The following is a 22721-nucleotide window of genomic DNA, read 5'->3' on the forward strand; positions in this document are numbered from 1 at the left end:
ACGCGCCGCGCGCCGCTGGCTACCACCTGACGCATGAGCTTTGACCTTCCCACGCCGCGCGGCACCCTGATCCCCGACCGTCCCCTGAACAGCCTGACATGGCTTCGCGTCGGAGGACCGGCCGATTGGCTGTTCCAGCCCGCCGACGCCGATGATCTGGCCGAATTCCTGGCGGCGCTGGACCCCGCGATCCCGGTCTTTCCGATGGGCGTGGGCAGCAACCTGATCGTGCGCGACGGTGGCATCCGTGGTGTGGTCGTGCGTCTTGGCCGCGCCTTCAACGCGGTCTCGGTCGAGGATGGCGTGATCACCGCAGGAGCCGCGTCGCTGGATGCGCAGGTCGCGCGTCGCGCCGCAGAAGCGGGGCTGGACCTGACCTTCCTGCGCACCATTCCCGGCAGCATCGGCGGTGCTGTGCGGATGAACGCCGGCTGCTACGGCAGCTATGTTTCCGATCACCTGGTCGAAATCCAGGTCGTGACGCGGCAGGGTGAACAGATCACCATGCCTGCTGCCGAACTGGGTTTTGGTTACCGCCATTCCGACATTCCCGCCGACTGGATCATCACGCAGGCGGTCTTTGCGGCGACGCCGGGCGATCCCGACGCGCTGCATGTCAAGATGGCCGACCAGCTGGCCCGTCGCGACGAAAGCCAGCCAACAGGCGAACGCAGCGCCGGATCGACCTTCCGCAACCCGGCGGGGTTCAGTTCGACGGGCCAAGCGGATGACACCCATGACCTTAAGGCGTGGTCGCTTATCGATCGCGCGGGCTTGCGCGGTCACAGCTGGGGTGGAGCGCAGATGTCGGAAAAACATCCCAATTTTCTGCTGAATACCGGTGCAGCCACCGCGGCCGAGCTGGAAGCCTTGGGTGAGCTGGTGCGTCGCCGCGTCATGGAAGACAGCGGACATGACCTGCAATGGGAGGTCATCCGCATCGGCGACCCGCTGCCCGAAGGCGAATAGGCGCGCAGCGTCGCCAAAGGCGCGTTAACGGAAAATTCAGTCTTTTGCGATACCCGCTTTGCATGTAACCTTGGGGGGCACGCGACACCCGGAACGGGTGCGAAGTGATGAATCTTAAGCCCGGATCAACCGGGCGCGAAAGGCGATAACGTGACGGGCAGGTCGAGCAGGACAGCCCACTCGGTCGCGATCCTGATGGGTGGCCCCTCGGCCGAGCGAGAGGTGTCGCTGTCATCGGGTCGCGAATGCGCGGCTGCGCTGCGGGTGGCGGGATATCAGGTAACCGAAATCGTGCTGGACGATGCCTTGGGCGACCAGGTCGTCCGGGCGCTGACCGAATGCCGGCCCGACGTCGTCTTCAACGCCCTGCACGGCAAATGGGGCGAAGATGGCTGCGTGCAAGGCCTGCTGGAATGGCTGGGGCTGCCCTATACCCATTCGGGCGTGTTGGCCTCGGCGTTGGCGATGGATAAGACGCGCGCCAAGGACGCCTTTCGTGCGGCGAACCTGCCCATCGTCGAAAGCGTGATCGCCGACGCCGATGAGGTCCGGCGCCGCCATGTCATTCCCGCCCCCTATGTGGTCAAGCCCAATGACGAAGGCTCCTCGGTGGGGGTCTATATCGTCCATGACGGCGCCAACCAGCCACCGCAGCTGTCAAAGGACATGCCCGCGCGGGTGATGGTGGAAACCTATGCGCCCGGTCGCGAGCTGACGACCACAGTGATGGGCGATCGCGCGCTGGAGGTGACCGAGATCATCACCGACGGCTGGTACGACTATGCCGCGAAATACACGGTCGGCGGATCACGCCACGTGATTCCCGCCCAGATCCCCGACGACATCCGCGATGCCTGCCTGTCGCTGGCGCGCCGGGCCCATGACGCCCTTGGTTGCACCGGCCTGACGCGGACCGATTTCCGGTGGGACGACACGCGCGGCGCCGACGGTCTGATCATCCTGGAAGTCAACACCCAGCCCGGCATGACGCCGACCTCGCTGGCGCCGGAACAGGCAGCCCATGTCGGCATGGATTTTCCCGCCCTGATGCGGTGGATGGTGGAGGATGCGATGTGCCGCTCGTGATCGATCATCGCCCCGGAAAGCAGGTCACCCCCGAACCTCCGCGCCAGCGGCGCGATCCCGCACCATCGCGGCTGAAATATCGCCTCGAACGGATGTGGCTGACGCCGCTTTACCGTCGCATGGTCCGGGTGGGCGTACCCGCCTTCCTGATCGCCATGATCGCGGGGCTGTGGCTGGCCGACGAGGATCGGCGCGCGCTGCTGAAAGGGGGCATCGCCTCGGTCGTCGACACGATCCAGAGCCGAGAGGAATTCCAGGTCCGCACCATGACGATCGAGGGGGCGTCCCCGGTCGTCGAACGCGCCTTGCGGGCGATGCTGCCGGTTGACCTGCCGGCCTCGAGCTTCGATATCGACCTGCCGGCGCTGCGCATCCAGGTGATGCAGCTGGACGCGGTCGAAAGCATCGACCTGCGCGTCAAGCCGGGCGGCATCCTGTCGGCGGTGGTCAAGGAACGCGAACCCGCCATCCTCTGGCGTCGTGCCCGCGGGATCGAGATTCTGGATCGTGGCGGCCACCGCGTTGCCAGCGTCACCTCGCGCGAGGTGCGCCCCGAGCTGCCGCTGATCTCGGGCGAGGGGGCGGATGTGATGACCGCCGAGGCGCTGAACCTGTTCGACGCGGCCGGTCCGATCCTGCCGCGGGTGCGCGGATTGGTGCGCCGGGGCGAACGGCGGTGGGACCTGGTGCTGGATCACGGTCAGCGGATCATGCTGCCCGCGCATGGCGCGGTCGTCGCGCTGGAGGCCGCCATCGCCCTTGACCGGGCCGAGGATCTGCTGGCGCGCGATGTCATGATCGTGGATCTGCGCGACCCGCAGCGTCCGGTCCTGCGTCTTGGCCTTGATGCCCGCAACACGATCCGCGGCGCGCGCGGCCTGACCCTGCTGGGGCCGGACGGGGCGCCGCTGCAAGAAGACGAAAAGAAAAGCTGAAAATCAGCACGAAGGGGGGACGAAGCGAATGGCGGAATTGTACCAGACACAGCGCGCGATGCGGAACATGCGCCGGGCAGCCCTTCAAAGGGGCGTGATCGGCATCCTGGATATCGGCACATCGAAGATCGCCTGCCTGGTGCTGCGTTTCGACGGCACCGGCACCTTTCGCGAAACCGACGGCGTCGGGCCGATGGCGGGGCAGGTGAATTTCCGCGTCATCGGTGCGGCTTCGACCCGGTCGCGCGGCATGCGTCGCGGCCAGATCGAGACCATGGCCGAAACCGAGCGCGCCATCCGCACTGTCGTCGCCGCCGCGCAGAAACTGGCCGGCGTGCGGATCGACCATGTGATCGCCTGCCTGTCGGGCGGCTCGCCTGCTTCATACGGATTGGCGGGAGAGATCACCTTGGCGGCGGGCAAGGTTGCCGAACATGACGTCGCCTCGGTCATGGCTGCCTGCGAGGTGCCCGATTTCGGTCGGGGCCGCGAGGTTCTGCACGCCCAACCGGTGAATTTCGCCGTCGACAACCGCTCCAGCCTGGCCGATCCGCGCGATCATGTCGGCAACAAGCTGTTCTGCGACATGCATGTGCTGACACTGGACGGCGATGTGATGGGCAACCTGGTGCAGTGTATTCGCCGCTGCGACCTGGAACTGGCGGGCATCGCATCGGCGCCCTATGCCTCGGCCCGGGCCAGCCTGGTCGAGGATGAGCAGGAACTAGGCGCCGCCTGCATCGATTTCGGGGGCGGCGGAACGGGCGTTTCGATCTTCATCAAGAAGCACATGATTTTTTCCGATCACGTGCCGATCGGGGGCAACCTGATCACCCAGGACATCGCGCAGGGCCTGCGCGTGCCGCTGCCCGTGGCCGAACGTCTGAAGACCCTGGACGGCGGGGTCGAGGCGACCGGTCAGGATGATCGCGAAATGATCGATGTCGGCGGCAATACCGGGGATTGGGAAACCGACCGGCGCACCGTCAGCCGGGCCGACGTGATCGGCGTCATGCGCCCGCGTGTCGAGGAAATTCTGGAAAACGTGCGCGGCGTTCTGGATGCGGCGGGCTTCGACTATATGCCCAGCCAGCAGATCGTCCTGACGGGTGGCGGCAGCCAGATCCCTGGTCTGGACGGGCTGGCGACACGCATCCTGGGGCCGAACGTCCGTTGCGGCAGGCCGCTGCGGATCGACGGATTGGCGCATGAACTGACCGATCCCAGCTTTTCCAGTGCGGTCGGTCTGGCGCTTTTCGCGGCCCATCCGCAGGATGAATGGTGGGACTTTGAAATGCCCGCCGACAATTACCCCGGACGCAGTTTCCGGCGCGCCTATCGGTGGTTCAAGAACAACTGGTAAGGGCCTGCAAGACACAGAAAATATGGAGGTCGCATGATGTGGCCACCATATTCGGGCATTGTGGCAAGATACCGCCGAAACCATCCCTGAACATGGCCATATTTTGAATGGCGACTGTGTTTTTTGGGTGACGCTTGGCGAGGGAATGTTTACGATAGTCAGTAAATACGGGGATTCGAGCGGGCAGCCCGCGCCCGATAACGAAGCAGCGATTACAGGCGGACAGCATGAACCTCAATCTGATGATGAATGACGAAGAAGAGCTGAAGCCACGCATCACCGTGTTCGGTGTGGGCGGGGCAGGCGGCAACGCGGTCAACAACATGATCCAGAAGCAGCTTGATGGTGTCGAGTTCGTGGTCGCGAATACCGATGCGCAGGCGCTGCAGCAATCTCTGGCCACCAGCCGCGTGCAGATGGGTCCGAAAGTGACCGAAGGTCTGGGTGCTGGTGCCAAGCCCACCATTGGCGCAAAAGCCGCCGAAGAGACGATCGAGGATATCGTCGATCATCTGATGGGCGCGCATATGTGCTTCATCACCGCCGGAATGGGCGGCGGCACCGGCACCGGTGCGGCGCCGATCATCGCCCAAGCCGCGCGCGAGATGGGCATTCTGACCGTCGGCGTTGTGACCAAGCCCTTCCAGTTCGAAGGCACGAAGCGGATGCGCCAGGCCGAGGAAGGCGTTGAGGCCCTGCAGAAGGTCGTGGACACGCTGATCATTATTCCGAACCAGAACCTGTTCCGCCTGGCCAACGAAAAGACCACCTTTACCGAGGCCTTCGCGATGGCCGACGACGTGCTGTACCAGGGCGTCAAGGGTGTGACCGACCTGATGGTCCGTCCCGGTCTGATCAACCTGGACTTTGCCGACGTTCGCGCCGTGATGGACGAAATGGGCAAGGCCATGATGGGCACCGGCGAAGCGACGGGCGAAAACCGTGCGCAGGAAGCCGCCGAACGCGCCATCGCCAACCCGCTGCTGGACGAGATCAGCCTGAACGGCGCCCGCGGCGTGCTGATCAACATCACCGGCGGCTATGACATGACTCTGTTCGAGCTGGACGAGGCCGCTAATGTCATTCGCGACAAGGTCGACAGCGATGCCAACATCATCGTCGGTTCGACCCTGGACCCCGACATGGACGGCAACATCCGCGTGTCGGTCGTAGCGACCGGTATCGATGCCGCCGTTGCCGTGGCCGAAGTTCCTTCGCCTCGTCGCAGCATGGCCGCTCCGCTGACCCAGAACCCCGTGGTTGGTTCGCAGGCGGAAGCCGAAACCCAGATGCCGCAGCGCCGCGTGACGTCCTCTGTCGCTCAGCAGCCCGAACAGGCGGCCCCGCAGGCCCCTGCTGCCCGAACCGAGGAAGATATGCCGCAGCCGGCCTATCAGCCTAAGGACAATGCGCGTCAGGCCCCGGCCGCCCGCATCGACGACGATGCCTCGGCCTTTGTGGCACCCCGTGCGCCCCAGCCCGCGCGGGCCGGTCAACCCGCCCCCGAGGTGATGGATCGCCTGCGTCGCGCCGTGGACAACCACAACCAGACGGGCAGTGCCTCCGGCGCCCCCAAGCAGCAGCCCGCACAGGGTACCGCCGCCCAAAGCCGGATGAGCGGTCTTGGTCGGATGCTGGAGCGGATGGCTGGTCATGGCGATCAGTCGACCGCGCAAAAGCCGTCCTCGTCGTCCATCGCAGAGCGTGTGAATGAACGCGTGGCGACCCGTGCCCGTCAGCAGGATACCGATTTCGACGATCTGGCCAGCCCCGACAGCAGTCAGGACAATGTCGAGATCCCGGCTTTCCTGCGTCGTCAGGCCAACTGAGCCCGATCACGAAACTGACATATGTTGAATGGACGGGGCTGCCTTTGGCGGCCCTTTTCCATTGCATATCCATGCATTTGACAAGATAGCCCGCCCTGTCGCCGCAGGGCGGGGCGCAAGTGTTTCACTCCGTTACAATTCGTTAATTGAATGCTTTGACGTCTGATCCTAGCTGAACTGACACAGGCCGCGATGGCCGTGACCAAAAGAACGAAGGCAGGCATGTCATGCAGGCGACATTGAAAGACAAGGTGGCATTTTCGGGCGTCGGGCTTCACTCGGGCGCCTCGGCGCAGCTGGTGATCCATCCTGCACCCGTCGGTCATGGCATTGTCTTTCGCCGGATCGACCTGACGCCTGCCGTGGATATTCCCGCCATCTGGAGCCAGGTGACCCCGTCTCCGTTGTGCACGCTGATGGATAATGGCGCGGGCGTCACCCTGTCGACCGTCGAACACGTGATGGCCGCCCTTTCCGGGACCGGCATTCACAATGCCTTGGTCACCGTGGACGGACCCGAAGTTCCGATTCTGGATGGATCCTCCGCCGTGTTCGTCGATGCGATTCTGGAAACCGGCATCGAACGCCAGAACGCCCCCTTGCGGGCGATCCGCGTTCTGCGCACCGTCGAGGTTCGTCGCGGCGACGCCTTTGCCCGTCTGAGCCCGGCCGATCACCTTGAGATCGATTTTCAGATCGATTTCGATGATGCCGCCATCGGGCATCAGGAAAAGCGGTTGGACATGGCCAATGGGGCCTTCCTGCGTGAATTAGCCGACAGCCGGACCTTTTGCCGCGCCTCTGATGTCGAGACGATGCGTCAAAACGGTTTGGCCCTTGGCGGCACCTATCTGAACGCCGTCGTCGTCGATGGCGCGCAGGTTCTGTCGCCCGGCGGTCTGCGTCATCAGGACGAGGCCGTGCGCCACAAGATGCTGGATGCGACCGGCGATCTGGCACTGGCCGGTGCGCCGTTGCTGGCCCGCTATACCGGTCATCGTGCCGGTCATGCGATGACGAACCACCTGCTGCGCGCGCTGTTCGCCGATCCGACGGCCTGGACCTGGGAAACCTGTTCGGCCGATCTGGAAGACCGTCTTCCGGGTGCCCGGATCACGGAACATGCCGCAGTTCAGGCAGACATGGCCGCCTTTTCTTTTGCGGCTGAATGAAAGCGCCCCCGTGGCGGGTGCCGGGGCTGTCGCCATCGACGCCGCGCGAAAGCCACGCGGAATTCAACGGATTGCCATTTTGCGCCCCCTGATGTTCTGTGCTAGGAGGTGCCGGCAGCGCAGCCTTTCAGGGGCGGCCGCACGGCAGAATCGTAGGGCAGGGTGAAGATGGCGGGCTCGAAAATTTCGGCTTCGGTGATGGCTGTATTGCTGTCGGGCTTGGTTCTTGCGGGTTGCGCCGACAGTCGCGACACGGCGCGCAAGGAAAATCTTGACCGATTCACCGCGGAAGAAATCTATAAGCGCGGTGAGTTCGAGTTGGAGAATAGCGGCGAACCCGAAGAGGCCGTCTTCTATTTCAGCGAGATCGAACGTCTTTACCCCTATTCCGAATGGGCCAAGCGCGCCCTGATCATGCAGGCCTATGGCAACCACAAGGCCAAGAATTACGAAGAGGCGCGCGGCGCGGCACAGCGTTTCCTGGACACCTATCCGGGTGATGAGGATGCAGCCTATGCACAGTATTTGCTGGCACTGTCCTATTACGATCAGATCGACGATGTGGGCCGCGATCAAGGCCTGACCTTCCAGGCGCTGCAGGGGCTGCGTACCGTGATCGAGCAATATCCCGACAGCGAATATGCCCGCAGCGCCATCCTGAAATTTGATCTGGCTTTCGATCACCTTGCCGCCAAGGAAATGGAGATCGGGCGCTATTATCTGAAGCGCGGGCATTACGCGGCTGCGGTCAACCGCTTCCGCGTCGTGGTCGAGGAATTCCAGACGACGACCCAGACCCCCGAAGCGCTGCTGCGCCTGGTCGAGGCCTATATCGCCCTTGGCCTGCTGGACGAGGCGCAGACCGCCGGCGCCATCCTGGGCCACAACTTCCAGTCCTCGCCCTTCTACGAAGACGCCTTCCGCCAGCTGCGCGGTCGCGGCCTGTCGGCCGAGGCGAAGGGGGACAGCTGGCTGACCAACGTTTATCGCCAAACCATTGAAGGAAGATGGCTGTAGCCTTCCGCCCCACAGGCCAAGGTCTCGGTCCGACATCGCATGCTCCGATCGCTTGATATCCGCGACATGCTGCTGATCGAGCGGCTGGATCTGGGGTTCGGTCCCGGATTGAACGTCCTGACGGGTGAAACCGGCGCGGGCAAGTCGATCCTGTTGGATTGTCTGGGCTTTGTGCTGGGCTGGCGCAGCCGTGCCGACCTGGTCCGTCAGGGGGCGCAACAGGGCGAGGTCCAGGCCGTCTTCGATCTTCCCCCCGACCACCCCGCCCGCGCGGTCCTGTCCGACGCGGGCATCAGCGTCGAGGAAGACGAGCTGATCCTGCGCCGGGTCAACGGCCTTGATGGCCGCAAGACGGGCTGGGTCAACGACCGCCGCGTTTCGGGCGAAGTGTTGCGCAAGCTGTCGGAAACCTTGGTCGAACTGCATGGTCAGCATGATGACCGGGGGCTGCTGAACCCGCGCGGTCACCGCGCCTTGCTGGATGCTTTCGGCGTCATCGACACCAGGACCGTCCGGACCGCCTGGAATGCCCGCCGCGAGGCTGCGCAATTGCTGGCGCAGGCCGAAGCCGCGCTGGAAGCCGCCCGCCAGGAAGAAGAATTCCTGCGCCATGCCGTCGATGAGATCGACAAGCTGGCCCCCGAACCCGGCGAGGAGCAGAGCCTGGACATTGCCCGGCGGCAGATGCAGGGGGCTGAACGCATCCGCGACGACGTCGCCCGAGCTTTGCAGCTGTTGGGGGGCGACGGGGCGGAAAAGGCAATGGTCGATGCCGGGCGCTGGCTTGAAGGCGTTTCGGATCAGGCCGAAGGTCGGCTTGATCCGCCCCTGGCTGCCTTGTCGCGCGCCTTGATCGAATTGGGCGAAGCGACCCGCGGTGTCGAGGACACGCTGAGTGCTCTTGATTTTGACCCCTATGCGCTTGAGTCGACGGAAGAAAGGCTGTTCGCGCTGCGCGCCTTGGCGCGCAAGCATGGCGTGATGGCCGATGACCTGGCGGCTTTGGGTCATGAATTGCGTGAAAGGCTGGGTCGTATCGACGCCGGAGAGGCACAGATCGGCACATTGCGCGCCGAAGCTGTGGCTGCCCAGCAAGCCTATGACAATGCCGCCGCGACTTTGACAGCCGAACGCACGCGCCATGCCCAGCAGCTGGACCGCGCCGTCACTGCCGAACTGGTCCCTCTGAAGATGGATCGTGCCGTCTTCGAAACGCGCATCAGCGAAGGTGAACCGGGACCCGAAGGGCGCGACATCGTAGCCTTCACGGTGGCCACCAACCCCGGCGCGCCCTCGGGGCCGCTGGACAAGATCGCGTCGGGCGGGGAATTGTCACGGTTCCTGCTGGCGCTGAAGGTCTGTCTGGCGCGGGGCAATGACGCCCTGGTGATGATCTTCGACGAGATTGACCGGGGTGTCGGCGGGGCGACCGCCGATGCGGTTGGCCGCAGGCTGCAGGCGCTGGCGCAGGGGTCGCAAGTTTTGGTGATCACGCATTCGCCGCAGGTCGCGGCTTTGGGCGCGGTGCATTTCCGGGTGGCCAAATCGGTGACGGATGGAATGACGACATCGAACGTGGTGGCCCTGGATCAACAGGAACGCACTGCGGAAATCGCGCGCATGCTGTCGGGGGACCGGATTACCGATGCGGCGACCGATGCCGCCAAGGCGCTGCTGGCGGGCTAGTTGCGCGATTTGGGAACGGGGCGCAGGATCGAGATGATGCGCCCCGTCTTCGCATCCAGCCGGACCAGATGTCCCGAAACAATGGCATAAATACTGCCGGCGATATCGTTGCCCAAGCCGTAATTGCCGGGGTTCCTGATGCGCTGAACCTGCCCCTTGCTGGGAACAGTTCCCATAATCGGGCGTTCGGCGGCTTCTTTCGCGGCGACACTGGCGACGCGCAGGGGATCGGGCGCATAAGGCGTCAGAGAGCCGAGGCCAAGCCCCGTCATCAAAGTTGCCACTATGATCGTCTGCGCGTTCATCGATTGCGGTTCCTGCGTCCAAGTCTGATATCCCAACCAGCCTTTTGACGCAGAGTTCCGCCCTGTCCATCGTGCAAAGGCCGGATTCAGCGCCCTCGGGACGTGAATCTTGGCAACATGGCAGAAAAGTCACGGCCACGGCCGTCCTCATCCTCGACAAAGCGCTGATAGAGCTGCTGGGCCAGTTGGCCCATGGGCGTGTCCGCATCGGCGGATGTGGCAGCCTGCTGGGACAGGTTCAGATCCTTCAGCATCAGTTCGGCGGCAAAGCCGGGCTTGTAATCATTGTCGGCGGGCGAATTCGGCCCGATCCCCGGCGCGGGGCAATAGCTGTTCATCGACCAGCTGCTGCCCGAACTGGTCGAGACGACGTCGAACATCTTGCCGCGATCAAGGCCCAGCTTGTCGGCAAGGGCAAAGGCCTCGCAGGTGGCGATCATGGTGACGCCCAGAATCATGTTGTTGCAGATCTTGGCCGATTGCCCCGCGCCGCTGTCGCCGCAATGGACGGTTTTCTGGCCCATGATCGCCAGCAGCGGTTCGACTGTGTCGAAGGCGGTCTGTTCACCGCCCACCATGAAGGTCAGCGTGCCATTCTGCGCGCCACCGATGCCGCCCGAGACCGGCGCATCCAAGGCGGCCAGACCGGCTGCGCGCGCCTGTCCGGCCACCGCCCTGGCGCTGTCCACGTCAACGGTCGAACAATCGCAGAGCACCGCGCCAGCCTGCATGACGGGGATGACGCTGTCGGCCACGGTCCGCAGGATCTGTCCGTTGGGCAGCATGGTGATGACGACTTCGGCGCCTTGGGCTGCGGCTTGGGCGCTGTCTGCGGCCGTAACGCCTGACGGCATGGGGGCTGCGGTGTCAAAGCCCGTCACCTGATGGCCGGCCTTGGCCAGGTTTGCGGCCATGGGCGCGCCCATGTTGCCCAATCCGATGAAACCGATCTTCATTCAGCAGTCTCCCATGTCATGTCGTTGCTGCCCAAGGGGGCAAGCAGGGCCTGAACGGCCACTGGCGATGCGTCTGCGGCCCATTTCGGGCTGCGGTCCTTGTCGATGATCTGGGCGCGTACACCCTCCAGAAAATCGGTGCTTTCGGTCGCGCGGGCAGTGAAGCGGTATTCCCGGCCAAGCGATTCCTGGATGCGCCGATCGCCCCGCGCCGCCCGCACCATGGCAAGCCCCGCTGCCATCGACAGGGGCGAGTTGCGCCGCATTGCCGTCATGCTGTCATCGTCGCCCGCGGCCGTGACGGCATCCAAGATAGCGGTGACGTGGCGCCCGCCAAAGGCGGACAGATCGCGATCGGCCAGCGGCGCAGCGGGCGGTTTCGCGCCCTTGATCCGATGGATGTCGCCGGTGTCCTCCAGCGCTGCGATCAGGGCGGGCCATTCGGCTTCGGGCAGATAGGTGTCGGCAAAGCCCGCGTGGATGGCATCGCCCGGACCCATCCGCGCGCCCGTCAGTGCCAGATATTCGCCGATCCGCCCCGGCGCGCGACCCAAGAGCCAGGTGCCGCCGACATCCGGGATCAGTCCGATGCCGCTTTCGGGCATGGCGATGCGGGTCGTGTCCCCGACGATGCGGTGGCTGGCATGTCCGCCCAGTCCCACCCCGCCGCCCATGACGAAGCCTTGCATGAAGGCCACCACCGGCTTGGGGAAATCCGCGATTGCGACATTCATCCGGTATTCGTCGCGAAAGAAATCGCGCCCGACCTGATGATCGCCCGCCCGCCCTGCGTGATAGACTGCGGCGATATCGCCCCCCGCGCAAAAGGCCCGGTCTCCGGCAGCGTCCATGATGACCAGATCGACCGACGGATCGTCGCACCAGTTGCTCAGCGCGGCAAGCACCGCCAGCGCCATGTCGTGGTTCAGCGCGTTCAGCGCCTTTTCCCGCGTCAGGGTGATGCGCCCCGCGCGGCCTTCGATGCGAATGTTCAGGTCTTCCAAAGCCTTACCCCCGTTCGGCCAGCAGCGCCCGAGAGATGATCAGACGCATGATCTCATTCGTGCCCTCCAGGATCTGATGCACGCGCAGGTCGCGGACGATCTTCTCGATCCCGTAATCGGCCAGATAACCATAGCCACCATGCAGTTGCAGGCATTGGTTGGCCACCTCGAATGCGCGGTCGGTCACGTGCAGCTTGGCCATGGCGCAGAACTTGCTGGCGTCCGGTGTGCCGTGATCCAGCTTCCATGCGGCTTGGCGCAGGAATATACGACTGGATTGCAGGGCAGTCTCCATGTCCGCCAAACGGAACTGCAGGGCTTGGAACTGGTCCAGCGATTTTCCAAAGGCGTGGCGCTCGCCCATATAAGCCAGCGTCGCGTTCAGCGCCGATTGCGCACCGCCCAAGGCCGCCGCCGCGATGTTCAGGCGCCCCCCGTCCAGACCCGCCATGGCATAGCTGAAGCCGCGCCCTTCCTGACCCAGCAGGTTGTCGGCCGGGATAGCGCAATCGTCGAACTGGACCTGCGCGGTGGGTTGGGACCGCCAGCCCATCTTGTCCTCGGGCGCGCCGAAGGACAGGCCGGGGGTGCCGTCTTCGACCAGGACCGTGCTGATACCCTTGGGACCGTCATCGCCGGTGCGGACCATGGCGATGTAGACATCGGAATAGCCACCGCCGGAAATGAAGGCCTTGGTGCCGTTCAGCACCCAGCCTTCATCGGTTGTCTTGGCCGTGGTGCGCAGGGCCGCCGCATCCGAGCCGCTACCCGGTTCGGTCAGGCAATAGCTGAAGATCCGCTTCATCGCACAGAGGTCGGGCAGCCAGCGGCTCTTGGCCTCATCGCTGCCGAACTTGTCGATCATGCCGCCGCACATGTTGTGGATGGACAGGAAGGACGCGACCGAAGGGCAGGCCATCGACAGCGCCTCGAAGACCAACGTCCCGTCCAAGCGCGACAGGCCCGTCCCGCCATGATCGTCCGACACATAGAGCCCCCCCAGGCCCAATTCGGCGACATCGGCCCACAGGTCGCGGGGAATGGTCCCCTGGGCCTCCCATTCGCGGGCAAAGGGGGCGATGCGGGATTGGCCGAAATCCCGTGCCATGTCGAAGATGGCCTGCTGTTCCTCGGTCAAAGCGAAATTCATGCGGCATCCCTCCCCAGATGTGCTGAATTGAACAGGTGTTTAATTGCCAGATGTTGCCAGAATATTGCAAGGCCCGGCGGTCACAGGTCGCATGTGAACTGATCCATCAGGTGTTTCGTGATGGCGCGCATCACCTCGGGCGGGGTTGCGCCGGCGTTGCGGGCGCGGGCGGCGACGTTGCGCTGTGCCTGCGCGGCCGTGCCCCGTGCCACCATGTCACGCAGGCGGGCGACCTGTGGCTGGCTGTCCAGCGCATCGGCATCCTGCGCGATCAGGGCCAGCCAATCCTCGGCGATCTGGTCGAAGGGGACGATCTGACGGGCGCCGAAATCGATCAGCCCTTCGGACGTGCCATAGCGCATGGCCCGCCAGCGGTTTTCGCCAAGCAGGAAATTGTCGTATTCCCGCCAGCGGATGTTGCTGCGCGACAGCCGCCACAGCATCCGCAGCGTCGCCTGGATCAGGGCCGCCAGCGTCACGGCATCCTCGATCCGGGGGCAGGCGTCGCAGATGCGGGTTTCCAGCGTCTGGAACTTGTTGCTGGGGCGCAGGTCCCACCAGATCTTGCTGCTGTCCTCGATCACCTCCAGATCGGTCAGAGCCTTGATGGACCGTTCGTATTCGTCCCAGCTGCGCATCAGCGGCGGCAGGCCTGTGCGTGGCATCCCCCCGAAAACCGTCGTGCGATAGGATGCCAGCCCCGTATCCTGCCCCTGCCAGAACGGGCTGGAGGCCGACAGCGCCAGCAGATGCGGCAGGAAATAGGACAGCTGGTTCATCAGGTCGATGCGCTGCGCCTTGTCGGGAATGCCGACATGGACATGCATCCCGCAGATGACCATGCGCTGCGCCACGCTGCCCAGATTGCGCGACAGCTGGTTATAGCGGTCCTTGTCGGTGTGGTCCTGATCGCGCCAATCGGCAAGCGGATGGCAGGATGCGGAAATCGGCGCCAGCCCGTGATCGGCGGCATGGCGCGCCACGCAGGCGCGAAGGCGGCGCAGGTGGTCGCGGGCCTCGGTCACGTTGGCGCTGACGGGGGTCCCAATCTCGATCTGGCAGCGCAGGAATTCGGGGCTGACCTGATCGCCCAGATCGGCGGTACAGGCATCCATCAGGGCCTGCGGGGCAGGGGCCAGGTCGCCGGTATCGGCATCGACCAGAAGATATTCTTCCTCGATGCCCAGGGTAAAGTCGGGTTGGGTGGTCATGGACGGTTCCATTCGTGGAAAGCCCGTGTTCGCAACGAACCGGAGGCAGGCGCCCCCGGTCCGTCCGGATCGTTCAGGTCATGGCCGCGGACTAGTCCATGGCCTTGAAGTTGAACTCTCCGCCTTCCTTGATGCCCGAGGGCCAGCGTGCGGTCACGGTCTTGGTGCGCGTGTAAAAGCGGAACGCGTCCGGGCCGTGCTGGTTCAGGTCGCCAAAGCCCGATTTCTTCCAGCCGCCGAAGGTGTGATAGGCCAGCGGAACCGGGATCGGGACGTTGATGCCGACCATGCCGATGTTGATGCGGCTGGCGAAATCGCGTGCCGTGTCGCCGTCGCGGGTATAGATGGCCGTGCCGTTGCCGTATTCATGGTCCATGGCCAGCTTGATCGCCTCTTCATAGCTGCCAGCGCGGACGGTCGACAGCACGGGGCCGAAGATTTCCTGGGTGTAGATGTCCATGTCGGGGGTGACGCGGTCGAACAGGTGCGGGCCGACGAAGAAGCCGTCCTCGTATCCCTGCAGGTTGAAGTCGCGGCCATCGACGACCAGTTCGGCACCCTGGTCGACACCGGACTGGACCAGCCGCAGGATGTTTTCCTTGGCGGCCTTGGTGACGACGGGGCCGTAATCGACATCATCGCCCGCGGTCCAGGGACCGACCTTCAGCTTCTCGATCCGCGGGACCAGCTTTTCGATCAGCGCATCGGCGGTCTTCTCGCCCACCGGCACCGCAACCGAGATCGCCATGCAGCGTTCGCCGGCCGCGCCGTAACCGGCCCCGATCAGCGCGTCGGCGGCCTGATCCAGATCGGCGTCGGGCATGATGATCATGTGGTTCTTGGCACCGCCAAAGCACTGCGCGCGCTTGCCGTTGGCCGAGGCGCGTTCATAGATATACTGCGCGATCGGGGTCGAGCCGACAAAGCCCACGGCCTGGATGGTCTCGTTGTCCAAAATCGCGTCGACGGTTTCCTTGTCGCCGTTGACGACCTGCAGGACGCCGTCGGGCAGGCCCGCCTCCTGCAGCAGCTTGGCCAGCATCAGCGGCACCGACGGGTCGCGTTCGGACGGCTTCAGGATCATCGCGTTGCCGCAGACCAGCGCCGGGCCCATCTTCCACAGCGGGATCATGGCGGGGAAGTTGAAGGGGGTAATACCCGCCACGACGCCAAGCGGCTGGCGCATGGAATACATGTCGATGCCGGGGCCGGCGCTGTCGGTAAATTCACCCTTCAGCAAATGCGGCGCGCCAATGCAGAATTCGATGACTTCCAGACCGCGCTGGACGTCGCCCTTGGCGTCGGGGAAGGTCTTGCCGTGTTCGGCCGACAGGGCCTCGGCCAGCTTGTCCATGTCGCGGTTGATCAGGTCTACGAATTTCATCATCACGCGGGCGCGGCGCTGCGGGTTGGTGGCACCCCATGCGACCTGCGCCTTGGCGGCGCTTGCGACGGCGTCGTCCAGCTCGGCCTTGGTGGCCAGCGACAGGCGGGCCTGAACCTCGCCGGTGGCGGGGTTGAAGACGTCGGAAAAGCGACCCGAGCCGCCCTTGGTTTCCTTGCCGTCGATCCAGTGATGAATCTCTTTCATGCTGTCCTCCTGTCTGATGTTGCGGGGACGATAGCCTTGCGGAAATGCCGGATAAAGGGGAATGGTGGCAAAAGGGTTTTGCGTTTTTGCAAAGGTATCGGCATGGACTGGGACGACCTGCGGATATTTCTGGCCGTGGCGCGGACGGAAAGCCTGTCCTCGGCAGGGCGGCGGCTGGCCATGGATGCATCGACCGTCGGGCGCCGCATCGCGCGGCTGGAGGCGGCGGTGGGCGCGGCGCTGTTCGTGAAAACGCCGCAGGGTTACGCCCTGACCGCCGAAGGCGCGCGCCTGATCGCCCCCGCCGAGGCCGCCGAACAGGCCGCCGCCGCCGCGGTCGAGGGCGTGCGCCGCGACGCGGGTCTGACGGGACAACTGCGCATCGGGGCGCCCGACGGTTGCGCCAATTACCTGCTGCCGCAGGTGGCGCGCGATCTGTGCGACGCCCATCCGGGGCTGGAGATCCAGATCGTCGCGCTGCCGCGCGTGGTGAACCTGACCAAGCGAGAGGCCGACATGGCCATTGCCGTTTCGCCCCCCGATACCGGCCGCCTGGTCGTGCAGCGGCTGACCGACTATCATCTGCATCTGGCGGCGCATCGCGATTATCTGGACTACCACCCGCCGGTCCAAACGCTGCAGGATCTGCGCGGGCATCGGATCATCAGCTATATCCCCGACATGATCTTTGATCGCGAACTGGACTACCTGTCCGCGACGGGGCTGGAAACGGCGCAGATCAGCTCGAACTCGGTCGCGGTGCAGATGCAGGCGGTCCGGGCGGGGGCGGGGCTGGGGATCGTGCATGATTTCGCCATCCCCTTCGCGCCGGGCGTTACGCGCGTGCTGACGGAAGACATCAGCCTGCGCCGCAGCTTCTGGCTGATCCGGCATGCCGATGACCGCGCGTCGCGTCGCCTGACCCTTCTGGCCGAGGCGTTGGCCGCAGGCATCCGCGCCGAGGTCGCGCGGCTGGAAGGGCAGTTGACCGCCGGCGGCGATGGTCCCACTTGACGCGGGGCGATTGTGCGATTTTGATAAGGATAACCAAGCCGAAAAGGGGGCGTCTGATGCTGGTCAAGCAACTGCTGTCGATGAAATCGGATACGGACAAGCCGTGGATCGAAGCCGGATTGATCGTGACGATCAAGCCAGATGCCACCCTGGCCGAGGCTGCCACCCTGCTGGCCGAACAGCGGATCGGGGCAGTGGTCGTGTCATCGAACGGGCGCACGCCCGAAGGCATCTTGTCGGAACGCGACATCGTGCGGCAACTGGGCAAGCATGGCCCGTCGGTGCTGTCCACCCCCATCAGCGGCGTGATGACCAAGGCCGTCCAGACCTGCAAGCCGGGCGACGAGGGCATGGCCGTCCTGCAAAGGATGAGCGAGGGCCGCTTCCGTCACATGCCCGTCGTCGATCCCAACGGCGACATGCTGGGCGTGGTGTCCATCGGGGATGCCGTCAGCGGCCGCCTGAAGGAACTGGCGGCCGAAAAGGACGCGCTGACTGGGATGATCATGGGCAGCTGACGCAACGCCCCCGGCATCACGAACTTGCAATCCGGGGGCAAATGCGGTTTGCCTGAAGGCCGATACCTTGAAACAGGACGTCAGCCTCATGCGCATCGGCCTCTACCCCGGCACTTTCGATCCGATCACACTGGGTCACATCGACATCATGCAACGTGCCATGGTGATGGTCGACCGGCTTGTGATCGGCGTCGCCATCAACCGTGACAAGGGACCGCTGTTCAACCTGGAAGAACGGGTCGCGATGGTGCAGGCGGAATGCGATGCCATCGCCGCCAAGACGGGTGGCGAAATCATCGTGCATCCGTTCGAGAACCTGCTGATCGATTGCGCCCGCGATGTCGGCGCGACCATGATCGTGCGCGGCCTGCGCGCGGTGGCCGATTTCGAATACGAATTCCAGATGGTCGGCATGAACCGCGCCTTGGACCACGAAATCGAGACCGTCTTCCTGATGGCCGACGCGCGCCGCCAAGCGATCGCCTCGAAGCTGGTCAAGGAGATCGCCCGGCTTGGCGGCGACGTGTCGAAATTCGTCACGCCGCCGGTCTGTCAGGCGCTGATGGCGCGCTTTGACCAGCGCTAGCCGCGAACCCGCTGGCGCTGTTCACCCAGACCGTCGATCCCCAGACGCATGACCTGCCCGTCGCGCAGATAGACGGGCGGCTTTTGCCCCATGCCGACGCCCGGCGGCGTGCCCGTCGTGATGATGTCGCCCGGATGCAGCGTCGCCAGACGCGAGCAATAGGCAACCAGTTCGGCCACGCCGAAAACCATGGTGCGGGTATTGCCGTCCTGCTGCATGACGCCGTCGATCTCCAGCCACAGGCGCAGGGCCTGCGGGTCGGAAATCTCGTCGCGGGTGACCATCCAGGGGCCGATGGGGCCAAAGCCGTCATAGCCCTTGCCCTTGTCCCAGGTCGGGCCGTGATTGATCTGCCAATCGCGCTCGCTGATGTCGTTGACCACGCAATAGCCCGCGACATGGTCCAGCGCGTCTTCGGGTCGGATGTCGCGGCCCGCATCGCCGATGACGACGCCCAGCTCGACCTCCCAATCGGTGTGCTGCGATCCTTTGGGCAGATGCAGGTCGTCATCGGGGCCGGCGATGCAGCTGTTCCACTTGGTGAAGACGATGGGCTCCGAGGGCACGTCCATCCCGGATTCGGCCGCGTGATCGGCATAGTTCAGCCCGATGGCGATGAACTTGCCCACACCCGCCACACAGGCGCCCAAACGCAGGTCCTGCCCATCGACCAGCGGCAGGCTGGCCGGGTCCAGATCGCGCAGATGCTGCAGCGATGCCGCCGTCAGGACGGACCCCGAAATGTCGTCGACATGGCCCGACAGGTCGCGGACCCTTCCCGCATCATCCAGCATTCCCGGCTTTTCGGCCCCGCTTGGCCCATAACGCAGCAGCTTCATGTGATCGTCCCCCCATTGGTCAGCTTGTGACGGGACTGTGGCACCCCGGGGCGCAATGTGGAATAGCCCATGAAAAAGACCCGCCGAAGCGGGCCTTGATGGTCATGTCGGGGCAATCACTCTGCCGGCGGGGCCAGCTTCTTTGTGCCGCCATTGGCCAGCGGGTCTTCCTGGCGCTGGACCGACCCTTCGAAATGGGCGCCCGATTCGATGGCGATGGTCTTGTGGATGATGTCGCCCTCAACGCGGGCCGAGGCGGTCAGACGTACCTTCAGGCCGCGGACGCGCCCGATGACGCGGCCATGCACGATGACGTCGTCGCCCACAATCTCGCCCTTGATGGTGGCCGATTCACCGACCGTCAGCTGATGGGCGCGAATGTCACCTTCGACCGTGCCCTCGATCTGGATATCGCCCTGGGTCTTGATGTTGCCGACCACCGTCAGGTCCGAGGACAGGACTGAAGGCGTCGTGCGGGCGCGCGGTGCGCTTGCCGGGGCGGCAGTGGCCTCGGGGGTGCGCTCGGGCGTGGCGGGGGCGGCTGCCTCGGGGGCAGGCTGCGGGCCCGAGGACTGCTGGGGGCGGGTATTTTCGGTTACGCGGGTCTTAGAAAACATTGTCTGCTGCCTTGATGAAGCTCATCGGGTCCACGGCACGACCTTTCATGCGCACTTCGTAATGAAGATGCGGGCCGGTCGAACGTCCAGTGTTTCCCATATCACCGATGAGGTCGCCTTGCGACACCTTATCACCCACCTTGACGCGGATACGGCTCAGGTGGCCATAGCGGGTCTCGGTGCCCAACTCGTGCTGGATCTTGATCAGGTTGCCGTAACCGCTGGCACGACCGGCCTGGATCACGACGCCGTCGCCGGTGGCATAGATGGGGGTGCCCACGGGGCCCGCCATGTCGATGCCTTCATGCATCCGGCCCCACCGGCGCCCGAAGCCCGAAGTATAGCGGAAACTGTCGCGCACGGGCATGGCCAAGGGCAGCTTTTCAATCGCGATGCGATAGGTGTTCATCTGGTCCAGCGTGACGATGATCTGCCGGGCCTTGGTTTCCCCTTGGCTCAGCGCCGCGTTGCCGCGGGTCGAATAGGACATCGGCGTCAGCGGGCCGCCCTGACCGGAATAACCGCGGCGAATTGTGCTCAGAACGTCGTCGGGGTTCATGCCCACCGACCGGAAGACATCGTCCAGCGGCTTGACCGACACGGAAACGGCGTCCTCCAGCTGGGTCAGGATCTCGTCGTTGCGGGCCAGGATCTGGTCGCGCTCGACGGCCAGTTCCTGCGCGGTCAGCTGGGCTTCGGCGGCTTCCAGTTCGGCCGAGGCGCGCTGGTCGGCGGCGCTGCGCAATTCGTTCGACAGGATGTCCAACGCTACCGAGAATTCGCCGCTGCGATCGGGTGCGGCCTGATCGTTCGCTTCGGCGGTGACGATGGCCTTGGCCTCGTCGCGTTCGCTGATCGCGTCGCGCAGCGTGGTCTGGACGGCATCAAGCCCGGTTTCGACCTCGCGGCGCTGCTGTTCGGATGTCAGCAGTTGGCTCTGCATCTTCGAGACTTGGTCCAGTGCGACCGTGAAACGGTTCTGCGCGGCCAGCGCCTCGGCGGCGCGGGCGTCGCGTTCGGCGGACAGCTGGTCCAGACGTTCCTCGAAGGCCGATTGCGCGCGCAGCATCTGGTCGCGCGAATTCCCCGAACTGACCGCATCGATCACCAGGAAGGAACTGGCGACCAACGTCCAGCCGAAGACCACGGTGATGCCGCTGATGCCGACAAGCTGGGTCACGGGGCGCAGGCGGACGAAACGCGTGGTGTCATCTGACCGCAGGAACAGACGCTGCTCGGGCAGCCATTTTTCCAGCGACGCGTTCAGTCGATCCATAACTGCCATTCTGACACTGTCCCTCGAATGCGCGCCTTTGATGAAGCATCTGACGCGTCGGTTCCGTTCAGCGTCGGGTAAATAGCACCTGTGCCTTCTTGGCAACAGGGTCCCGCCAATGGGTTCCCAAAATTGGCGGATCTCTGCTGCCGTCGGCAGGAACTCGCCTAATGGTTGCGGAGACCGTTGATTCCTCAGGCTATTTCATACGGCAGCGGTCCGTCCCGATCGGCCGGGATTCGCAGGGCGCGGTCCATCGGTGGCACCGAACGCTGATGACAATCGCGGCGGGGACAGATGCGGCACGAAATGCCGATCGGATCGAAAACCCGCGGCTTGGTCAGGTCCAGCCCGTCGGCATAGACCATCCCCTCGGCCTGGGTGACCTCGCATCCCAGACCGATAGCAAAACGGCGCACCGGCGCGTTGAAGGCGCCGGCATGTTTCGACACGTCGCGTGACAACAGCAGATAGCGGACCCCGTCCGGCGTCTCGGCCAGTTGCCGCAGAAAGCGGCCCGGCTGTTCGAATGCCTGATGCACGTTCCACAAGGGGCAGGCCCCGCCGAAACGGGCAAATTGCAGCCGGGTCGCCGAATGGCGCTTGGTGATGGTGCCTGCCTGATCGACGCGGACAAAGAAGAAGGGCACCCCCTTGGCGCCGGGACGCTGCAGCGTTGACAGCCGATGCGCCACCTGCTCCAGCGACGCGCCGAACAGGTGGGACAGGCGTTCCAGGTCGTGACGCTCGGCCTTGGCGGCGGCCATGAAGGCGCGATAGGGCATCAGCGCGGCCCCGGCGAAATAATTCGCCATGCCGACCCGCGCGATTTCGCGCGCCGTATCGCTGCGGAAACGGGCCAGGTCCAGCGTCGCCTCCAGAAGGTCGTTCTGGCGTTCCAAGGCCACCAGGTGCAGCAGCTGGAACAAGCGCGTGGCAGGTTCGGATGCGGCATTCACCAGGATCTGGTCGCCCTGCCTGCGAAAGACGGAATTGGCAGGCATTTCGGCCAGTTGGACGCGGATGTTACGCTTGGCCAAGGCTGTGACCGCCAGCTGCCACGGGTCCTGTCGCACGCCATCGGGACAGGCGAAATGTTCGGCGGCGCGGTCCACGGCATCGATATAGTTGTCGCAGTAATGGAAGAAGTCGCGGACCTCCTCCCACGGCGTGGACAGGCTGTTGCGTCCGTCGGCCCCGATCGCCTGATCCATCGCCGCCAGCCGTTCCTGTCCCTGCCGATGCGCGCGATAAAGGTCCAGAAAGGCCCGCGCAAGCACCGGCGCATTCGTCGCCGCCAGCCGCAGATCGGCTAGGGGGGGCGTGGCGTCGAACAGGGGGTCGGCCAGCGCCTCCTGCATGTCGATGACCATGCGTTCGGCGTCGCCCGCCGCCAGCGTGGTCAGATCAACGCCGAATTCCTGCGCCAGCCGCAGCAGCGCACCGGCCGAGATGGGCCTGTGATTGTTCTCCATCTGGGACAGATAGGGCAGGGACACGCCAAGCGTCTCTGCAAAGCGCTTCTGGGTCAGGCCGGCACGGGCGCGCGTTTCGCGCAGCGCACTGCCGGCATAGATCTTTTGCGTGGCCATGCTGT

At 64.6% G+C, this 22721-nt stretch carries 21 protein-coding genes; 11 read left to right on the top strand and 10 right to left on the bottom strand.

Translation table 11 applies throughout. The annotated features are described in order from the left end of the window. Positions 1-33 precede the first annotated feature (33 nt). The 8 genes from murB (at position 34) to recN (ending at position 10057) form a co-directional block, all read left to right on the top strand. Positions 34-969 (top strand): UDP-N-acetylmuramate dehydrogenase, encoded by a 936-nt coding sequence (murB, locus tag DKT70_RS10365; RefSeq protein WP_111559068.1) that lies wholly within the window; start codon positions 34-36, stop codon positions 967-969. Between the two features lie 195 nt (positions 970-1164). Further along, positions 1165-2055, top strand: coding sequence for a D-alanine--D-alanine ligase (locus DKT70_RS10370; RefSeq protein WP_233490528.1), 891 nt, complete (start codon positions 1165-1167; stop codon positions 2053-2055). Then, a complete protein-coding gene (locus tag DKT70_RS10375; RefSeq protein WP_233490520.1) occupies positions 2052-2990 on the top strand; it encodes a cell division protein FtsQ/DivIB in 939 nt (312 codons plus the stop codon). The genes DKT70_RS10370 and DKT70_RS10375 overlap by 4 nt, the downstream gene beginning before the upstream one ends. Before the next feature lie 28 nt (positions 2991-3018). Continuing rightward, entirely contained in the window at positions 3019-4353 is a 1335-nt protein-coding gene (gene ftsA, locus DKT70_RS10380; protein ID WP_111559070.1) for a cell division protein FtsA, read from the top strand. Between the two features lie 227 nt (positions 4354-4580). Next, entirely contained in the window at positions 4581-6182 is a 1602-nt protein-coding gene (ftsZ, locus tag DKT70_RS10385; protein WP_111559071.1) for a cell division protein FtsZ, read from the top strand. Positions 6183-6409: 227 nt separating this feature from the next. Further along, positions 6410-7354 (top strand): UDP-3-O-acyl-N-acetylglucosamine deacetylase, encoded by a 945-nt coding sequence (lpxC, locus tag DKT70_RS10390; RefSeq protein WP_111559072.1) that lies wholly within the window; start codon positions 6410-6412, stop codon positions 7352-7354. 168 nt (positions 7355-7522) lie between these two features. Beyond that, positions 7523-8371, top strand: coding sequence for an outer membrane protein assembly factor BamD (locus DKT70_RS10395; protein ID WP_072297002.1), 849 nt, complete (start codon positions 7523-7525; stop codon positions 8369-8371). 39 nt (positions 8372-8410) lie between these two features. Then, on the top strand, positions 8411-10057 hold the full coding sequence (gene recN, locus DKT70_RS10400) for a DNA repair protein RecN (RefSeq protein WP_111559073.1): 1647 nt from the start codon (positions 8411-8413) through the stop codon (positions 10055-10057). On the opposite strand, the gene DKT70_RS10405 is transcribed toward recN, so the two are convergent. The 6 genes from DKT70_RS10405 to DKT70_RS10430 all read right to left on the bottom strand — a co-directional run bounded on the left by DKT70_RS10405 (position 10054) and on the right by DKT70_RS10430 (position 16274). Then, positions 10054-10362 carry a hypothetical protein gene (locus tag DKT70_RS10405; protein ID WP_111559074.1) on the bottom strand — a complete coding sequence of 103 codons (309 nt, stop codon included), beginning with the start codon at positions 10360-10362 and terminating at the stop codon, positions 10054-10056. The two genes, recN and DKT70_RS10405, sit on opposite strands and share 4 nt — an antisense overlap. An 86-nt stretch (positions 10363-10448) precedes the next feature. Beyond that, complete coding sequence (gene mmsB, locus DKT70_RS10410; protein ID WP_111559075.1) at positions 10449-11318, bottom strand: 3-hydroxyisobutyrate dehydrogenase; 870 nt, start codon at positions 11316-11318, stop codon at positions 10449-10451. Next, positions 11315-12322: an enoyl-CoA hydratase/isomerase family protein gene (locus DKT70_RS10415; protein ID WP_111559076.1), complete on the bottom strand. Its 1008-nt coding sequence runs from the start codon at positions 12320-12322 to the stop codon at positions 11315-11317. The genes mmsB and DKT70_RS10415 overlap by 4 nt, the downstream gene beginning before the upstream one ends. A gap of 4 nt (positions 12323-12326) precedes the next feature. Then, on the bottom strand, positions 12327-13472 hold the full coding sequence (locus DKT70_RS10420; RefSeq protein WP_111559077.1) for an acyl-CoA dehydrogenase family protein: 1146 nt from the start codon (positions 13470-13472) through the stop codon (positions 12327-12329). Positions 13473-13552: 80 nt separating this feature from the next. Beyond that, positions 13553-14683 (bottom strand): carboxylate-amine ligase, encoded by a 1131-nt coding sequence (locus DKT70_RS10425; protein WP_111559078.1) that lies wholly within the window; start codon positions 14681-14683, stop codon positions 13553-13555. Positions 14684-14774: 91 nt separating this feature from the next. Further along, positions 14775-16274 carry a CoA-acylating methylmalonate-semialdehyde dehydrogenase gene (locus DKT70_RS10430; RefSeq protein WP_111559079.1) on the bottom strand — a complete coding sequence of 500 codons (1500 nt, stop codon included), beginning with the start codon at positions 16272-16274 and terminating at the stop codon, positions 14775-14777. Between the two features lie 102 nt (positions 16275-16376). On the opposite strand from DKT70_RS10430, the gene DKT70_RS10435 reads away from it, so the two are divergent. The 3 genes from DKT70_RS10435 (at position 16377) to coaD (ending at position 18392) form a co-directional block, all read left to right on the top strand. Beyond that, on the top strand, positions 16377-17288 hold the full coding sequence (locus tag DKT70_RS10435) for a LysR family transcriptional regulator (RefSeq protein WP_111559080.1): 912 nt from the start codon (positions 16377-16379) through the stop codon (positions 17286-17288). 56 nt (positions 17289-17344) lie between these two features. Further along, positions 17345-17806, top strand: a complete 462-nt coding sequence (locus DKT70_RS10440; RefSeq protein ID WP_111559081.1) for a CBS domain-containing protein — start codon at positions 17345-17347, stop codon at positions 17804-17806. An 88-nt stretch (positions 17807-17894) separates the two neighbouring features. Continuing rightward, positions 17895-18392, top strand: coding sequence for a pantetheine-phosphate adenylyltransferase (gene coaD, locus DKT70_RS10445; protein WP_111559082.1), 498 nt, complete (start codon positions 17895-17897; stop codon positions 18390-18392). On the opposite strand, the gene DKT70_RS10450 is transcribed toward coaD, so the two are convergent. The 4 genes from DKT70_RS10450 to DKT70_RS10465 form a co-directional block, all read right to left on the bottom strand. After that, positions 18389-19231 (bottom strand): fumarylacetoacetate hydrolase family protein, encoded by an 843-nt coding sequence (locus DKT70_RS10450; RefSeq protein WP_111559083.1) that lies wholly within the window; start codon positions 19229-19231, stop codon positions 18389-18391. The two genes, coaD and DKT70_RS10450, sit on opposite strands and share 4 nt — an antisense overlap. 116 nt (positions 19232-19347) lie before the next feature. Then, positions 19348-19848, bottom strand: coding sequence for a bactofilin family protein (locus tag DKT70_RS10455; RefSeq protein ID WP_111559084.1), 501 nt, complete (start codon positions 19846-19848; stop codon positions 19348-19350). Beyond that, complete coding sequence (locus DKT70_RS10460) at positions 19838-21133, bottom strand: DUF5930 domain-containing protein (protein ID WP_111559085.1); 1296 nt, start codon at positions 21131-21133, stop codon at positions 19838-19840. Before DKT70_RS10460 ends, DKT70_RS10455 begins: the two co-directional genes overlap by 11 nt. A 185-nt stretch (positions 21134-21318) precedes the next feature. Continuing rightward, the gene (locus tag DKT70_RS10465; RefSeq protein WP_111559086.1) at positions 21319-22716 is read right to left on the bottom strand and encodes a helix-turn-helix domain-containing protein; all 1398 of its coding nucleotides are present in this window, start codon (positions 22714-22716) and stop codon (positions 21319-21321) included. Between the last annotated feature and the right edge of the window lie 5 nt (positions 22717-22721).

Source organism: Paracoccus sediminilitoris, from assembly GCF_003259195.1.
In the GTDB taxonomy this organism is placed as follows: domain Bacteria; phylum Pseudomonadota; class Alphaproteobacteria; order Rhodobacterales; family Rhodobacteraceae; genus Paracoccus; species Paracoccus sediminilitoris.

Excerpts from the sequence above, each read along its gene's own strand:
- murB (WP_111559068.1), top strand. The coding sequence starts at position 34 with ATGAGCTTTGACCTTCCCACGCCGCGCGGCACCCTGATCCCCGACCGT.
- DKT70_RS10370 (WP_233490528.1), top strand. The coding sequence starts at position 1,165 with ATGGGTGGCCCCTCGGCCGAGCGAGAGGTGTCGCTGTCATCGGGTCGC.
- ftsA (WP_111559070.1), top strand. The coding sequence starts at position 3,019 with ATGGCGGAATTGTACCAGACACAGCGCGCGATGCGGAACATGCGCCGG.
- ftsZ (WP_111559071.1), top strand. The coding sequence starts at position 4,581 with ATGAACCTCAATCTGATGATGAATGACGAAGAAGAGCTGAAGCCACGC.
- lpxC (WP_111559072.1), top strand. The coding sequence starts at position 6,410 with ATGCAGGCGACATTGAAAGACAAGGTGGCATTTTCGGGCGTCGGGCTT.
- DKT70_RS10395 (WP_072297002.1), top strand. The coding sequence starts at position 7,523 with ATGGCGGGCTCGAAAATTTCGGCTTCGGTGATGGCTGTATTGCTGTCG.
- recN (WP_111559073.1), top strand. The coding sequence starts at position 8,411 with ATGCTCCGATCGCTTGATATCCGCGACATGCTGCTGATCGAGCGGCTG.
- DKT70_RS10405 (WP_111559074.1), bottom strand. The coding sequence starts at position 10,362 with ATGAACGCGCAGACGATCATAGTGGCAACTTTGATGACGGGGCTTGGC.
- mmsB (WP_111559075.1), bottom strand. The coding sequence starts at position 11,318 with ATGAAGATCGGTTTCATCGGATTGGGCAACATGGGCGCGCCCATGGCC.
- DKT70_RS10420 (WP_111559077.1), bottom strand. The coding sequence starts at position 13,472 with ATGAATTTCGCTTTGACCGAGGAACAGCAGGCCATCTTCGACATGGCA.
- DKT70_RS10425 (WP_111559078.1), bottom strand. The coding sequence starts at position 14,683 with ATGACCACCCAACCCGACTTTACCCTGGGCATCGAGGAAGAATATCTT.
- DKT70_RS10430 (WP_111559079.1), bottom strand. The coding sequence starts at position 16,274 with ATGAAAGAGATTCATCACTGGATCGACGGCAAGGAAACCAAGGGCGGC.
- DKT70_RS10435 (WP_111559080.1), top strand. The coding sequence starts at position 16,377 with ATGGACTGGGACGACCTGCGGATATTTCTGGCCGTGGCGCGGACGGAA.
- DKT70_RS10440 (WP_111559081.1), top strand. The coding sequence starts at position 17,345 with ATGCTGGTCAAGCAACTGCTGTCGATGAAATCGGATACGGACAAGCCG.
- coaD (WP_111559082.1), top strand. The coding sequence starts at position 17,895 with ATGCGCATCGGCCTCTACCCCGGCACTTTCGATCCGATCACACTGGGT.
- DKT70_RS10450 (WP_111559083.1), bottom strand. The coding sequence starts at position 19,231 with ATGAAGCTGCTGCGTTATGGGCCAAGCGGGGCCGAAAAGCCGGGAATG.
- DKT70_RS10455 (WP_111559084.1), bottom strand. The coding sequence starts at position 19,848 with ATGTTTTCTAAGACCCGCGTAACCGAAAATACCCGCCCCCAGCAGTCC.
- DKT70_RS10460 (WP_111559085.1), bottom strand. The coding sequence starts at position 21,133 with ATGGCAGTTATGGATCGACTGAACGCGTCGCTGGAAAAATGGCTGCCC.
- DKT70_RS10465 (WP_111559086.1), bottom strand. The coding sequence starts at position 22,716 with ATGGCCACGCAAAAGATCTATGCCGGCAGTGCGCTGCGCGAAACGCGC.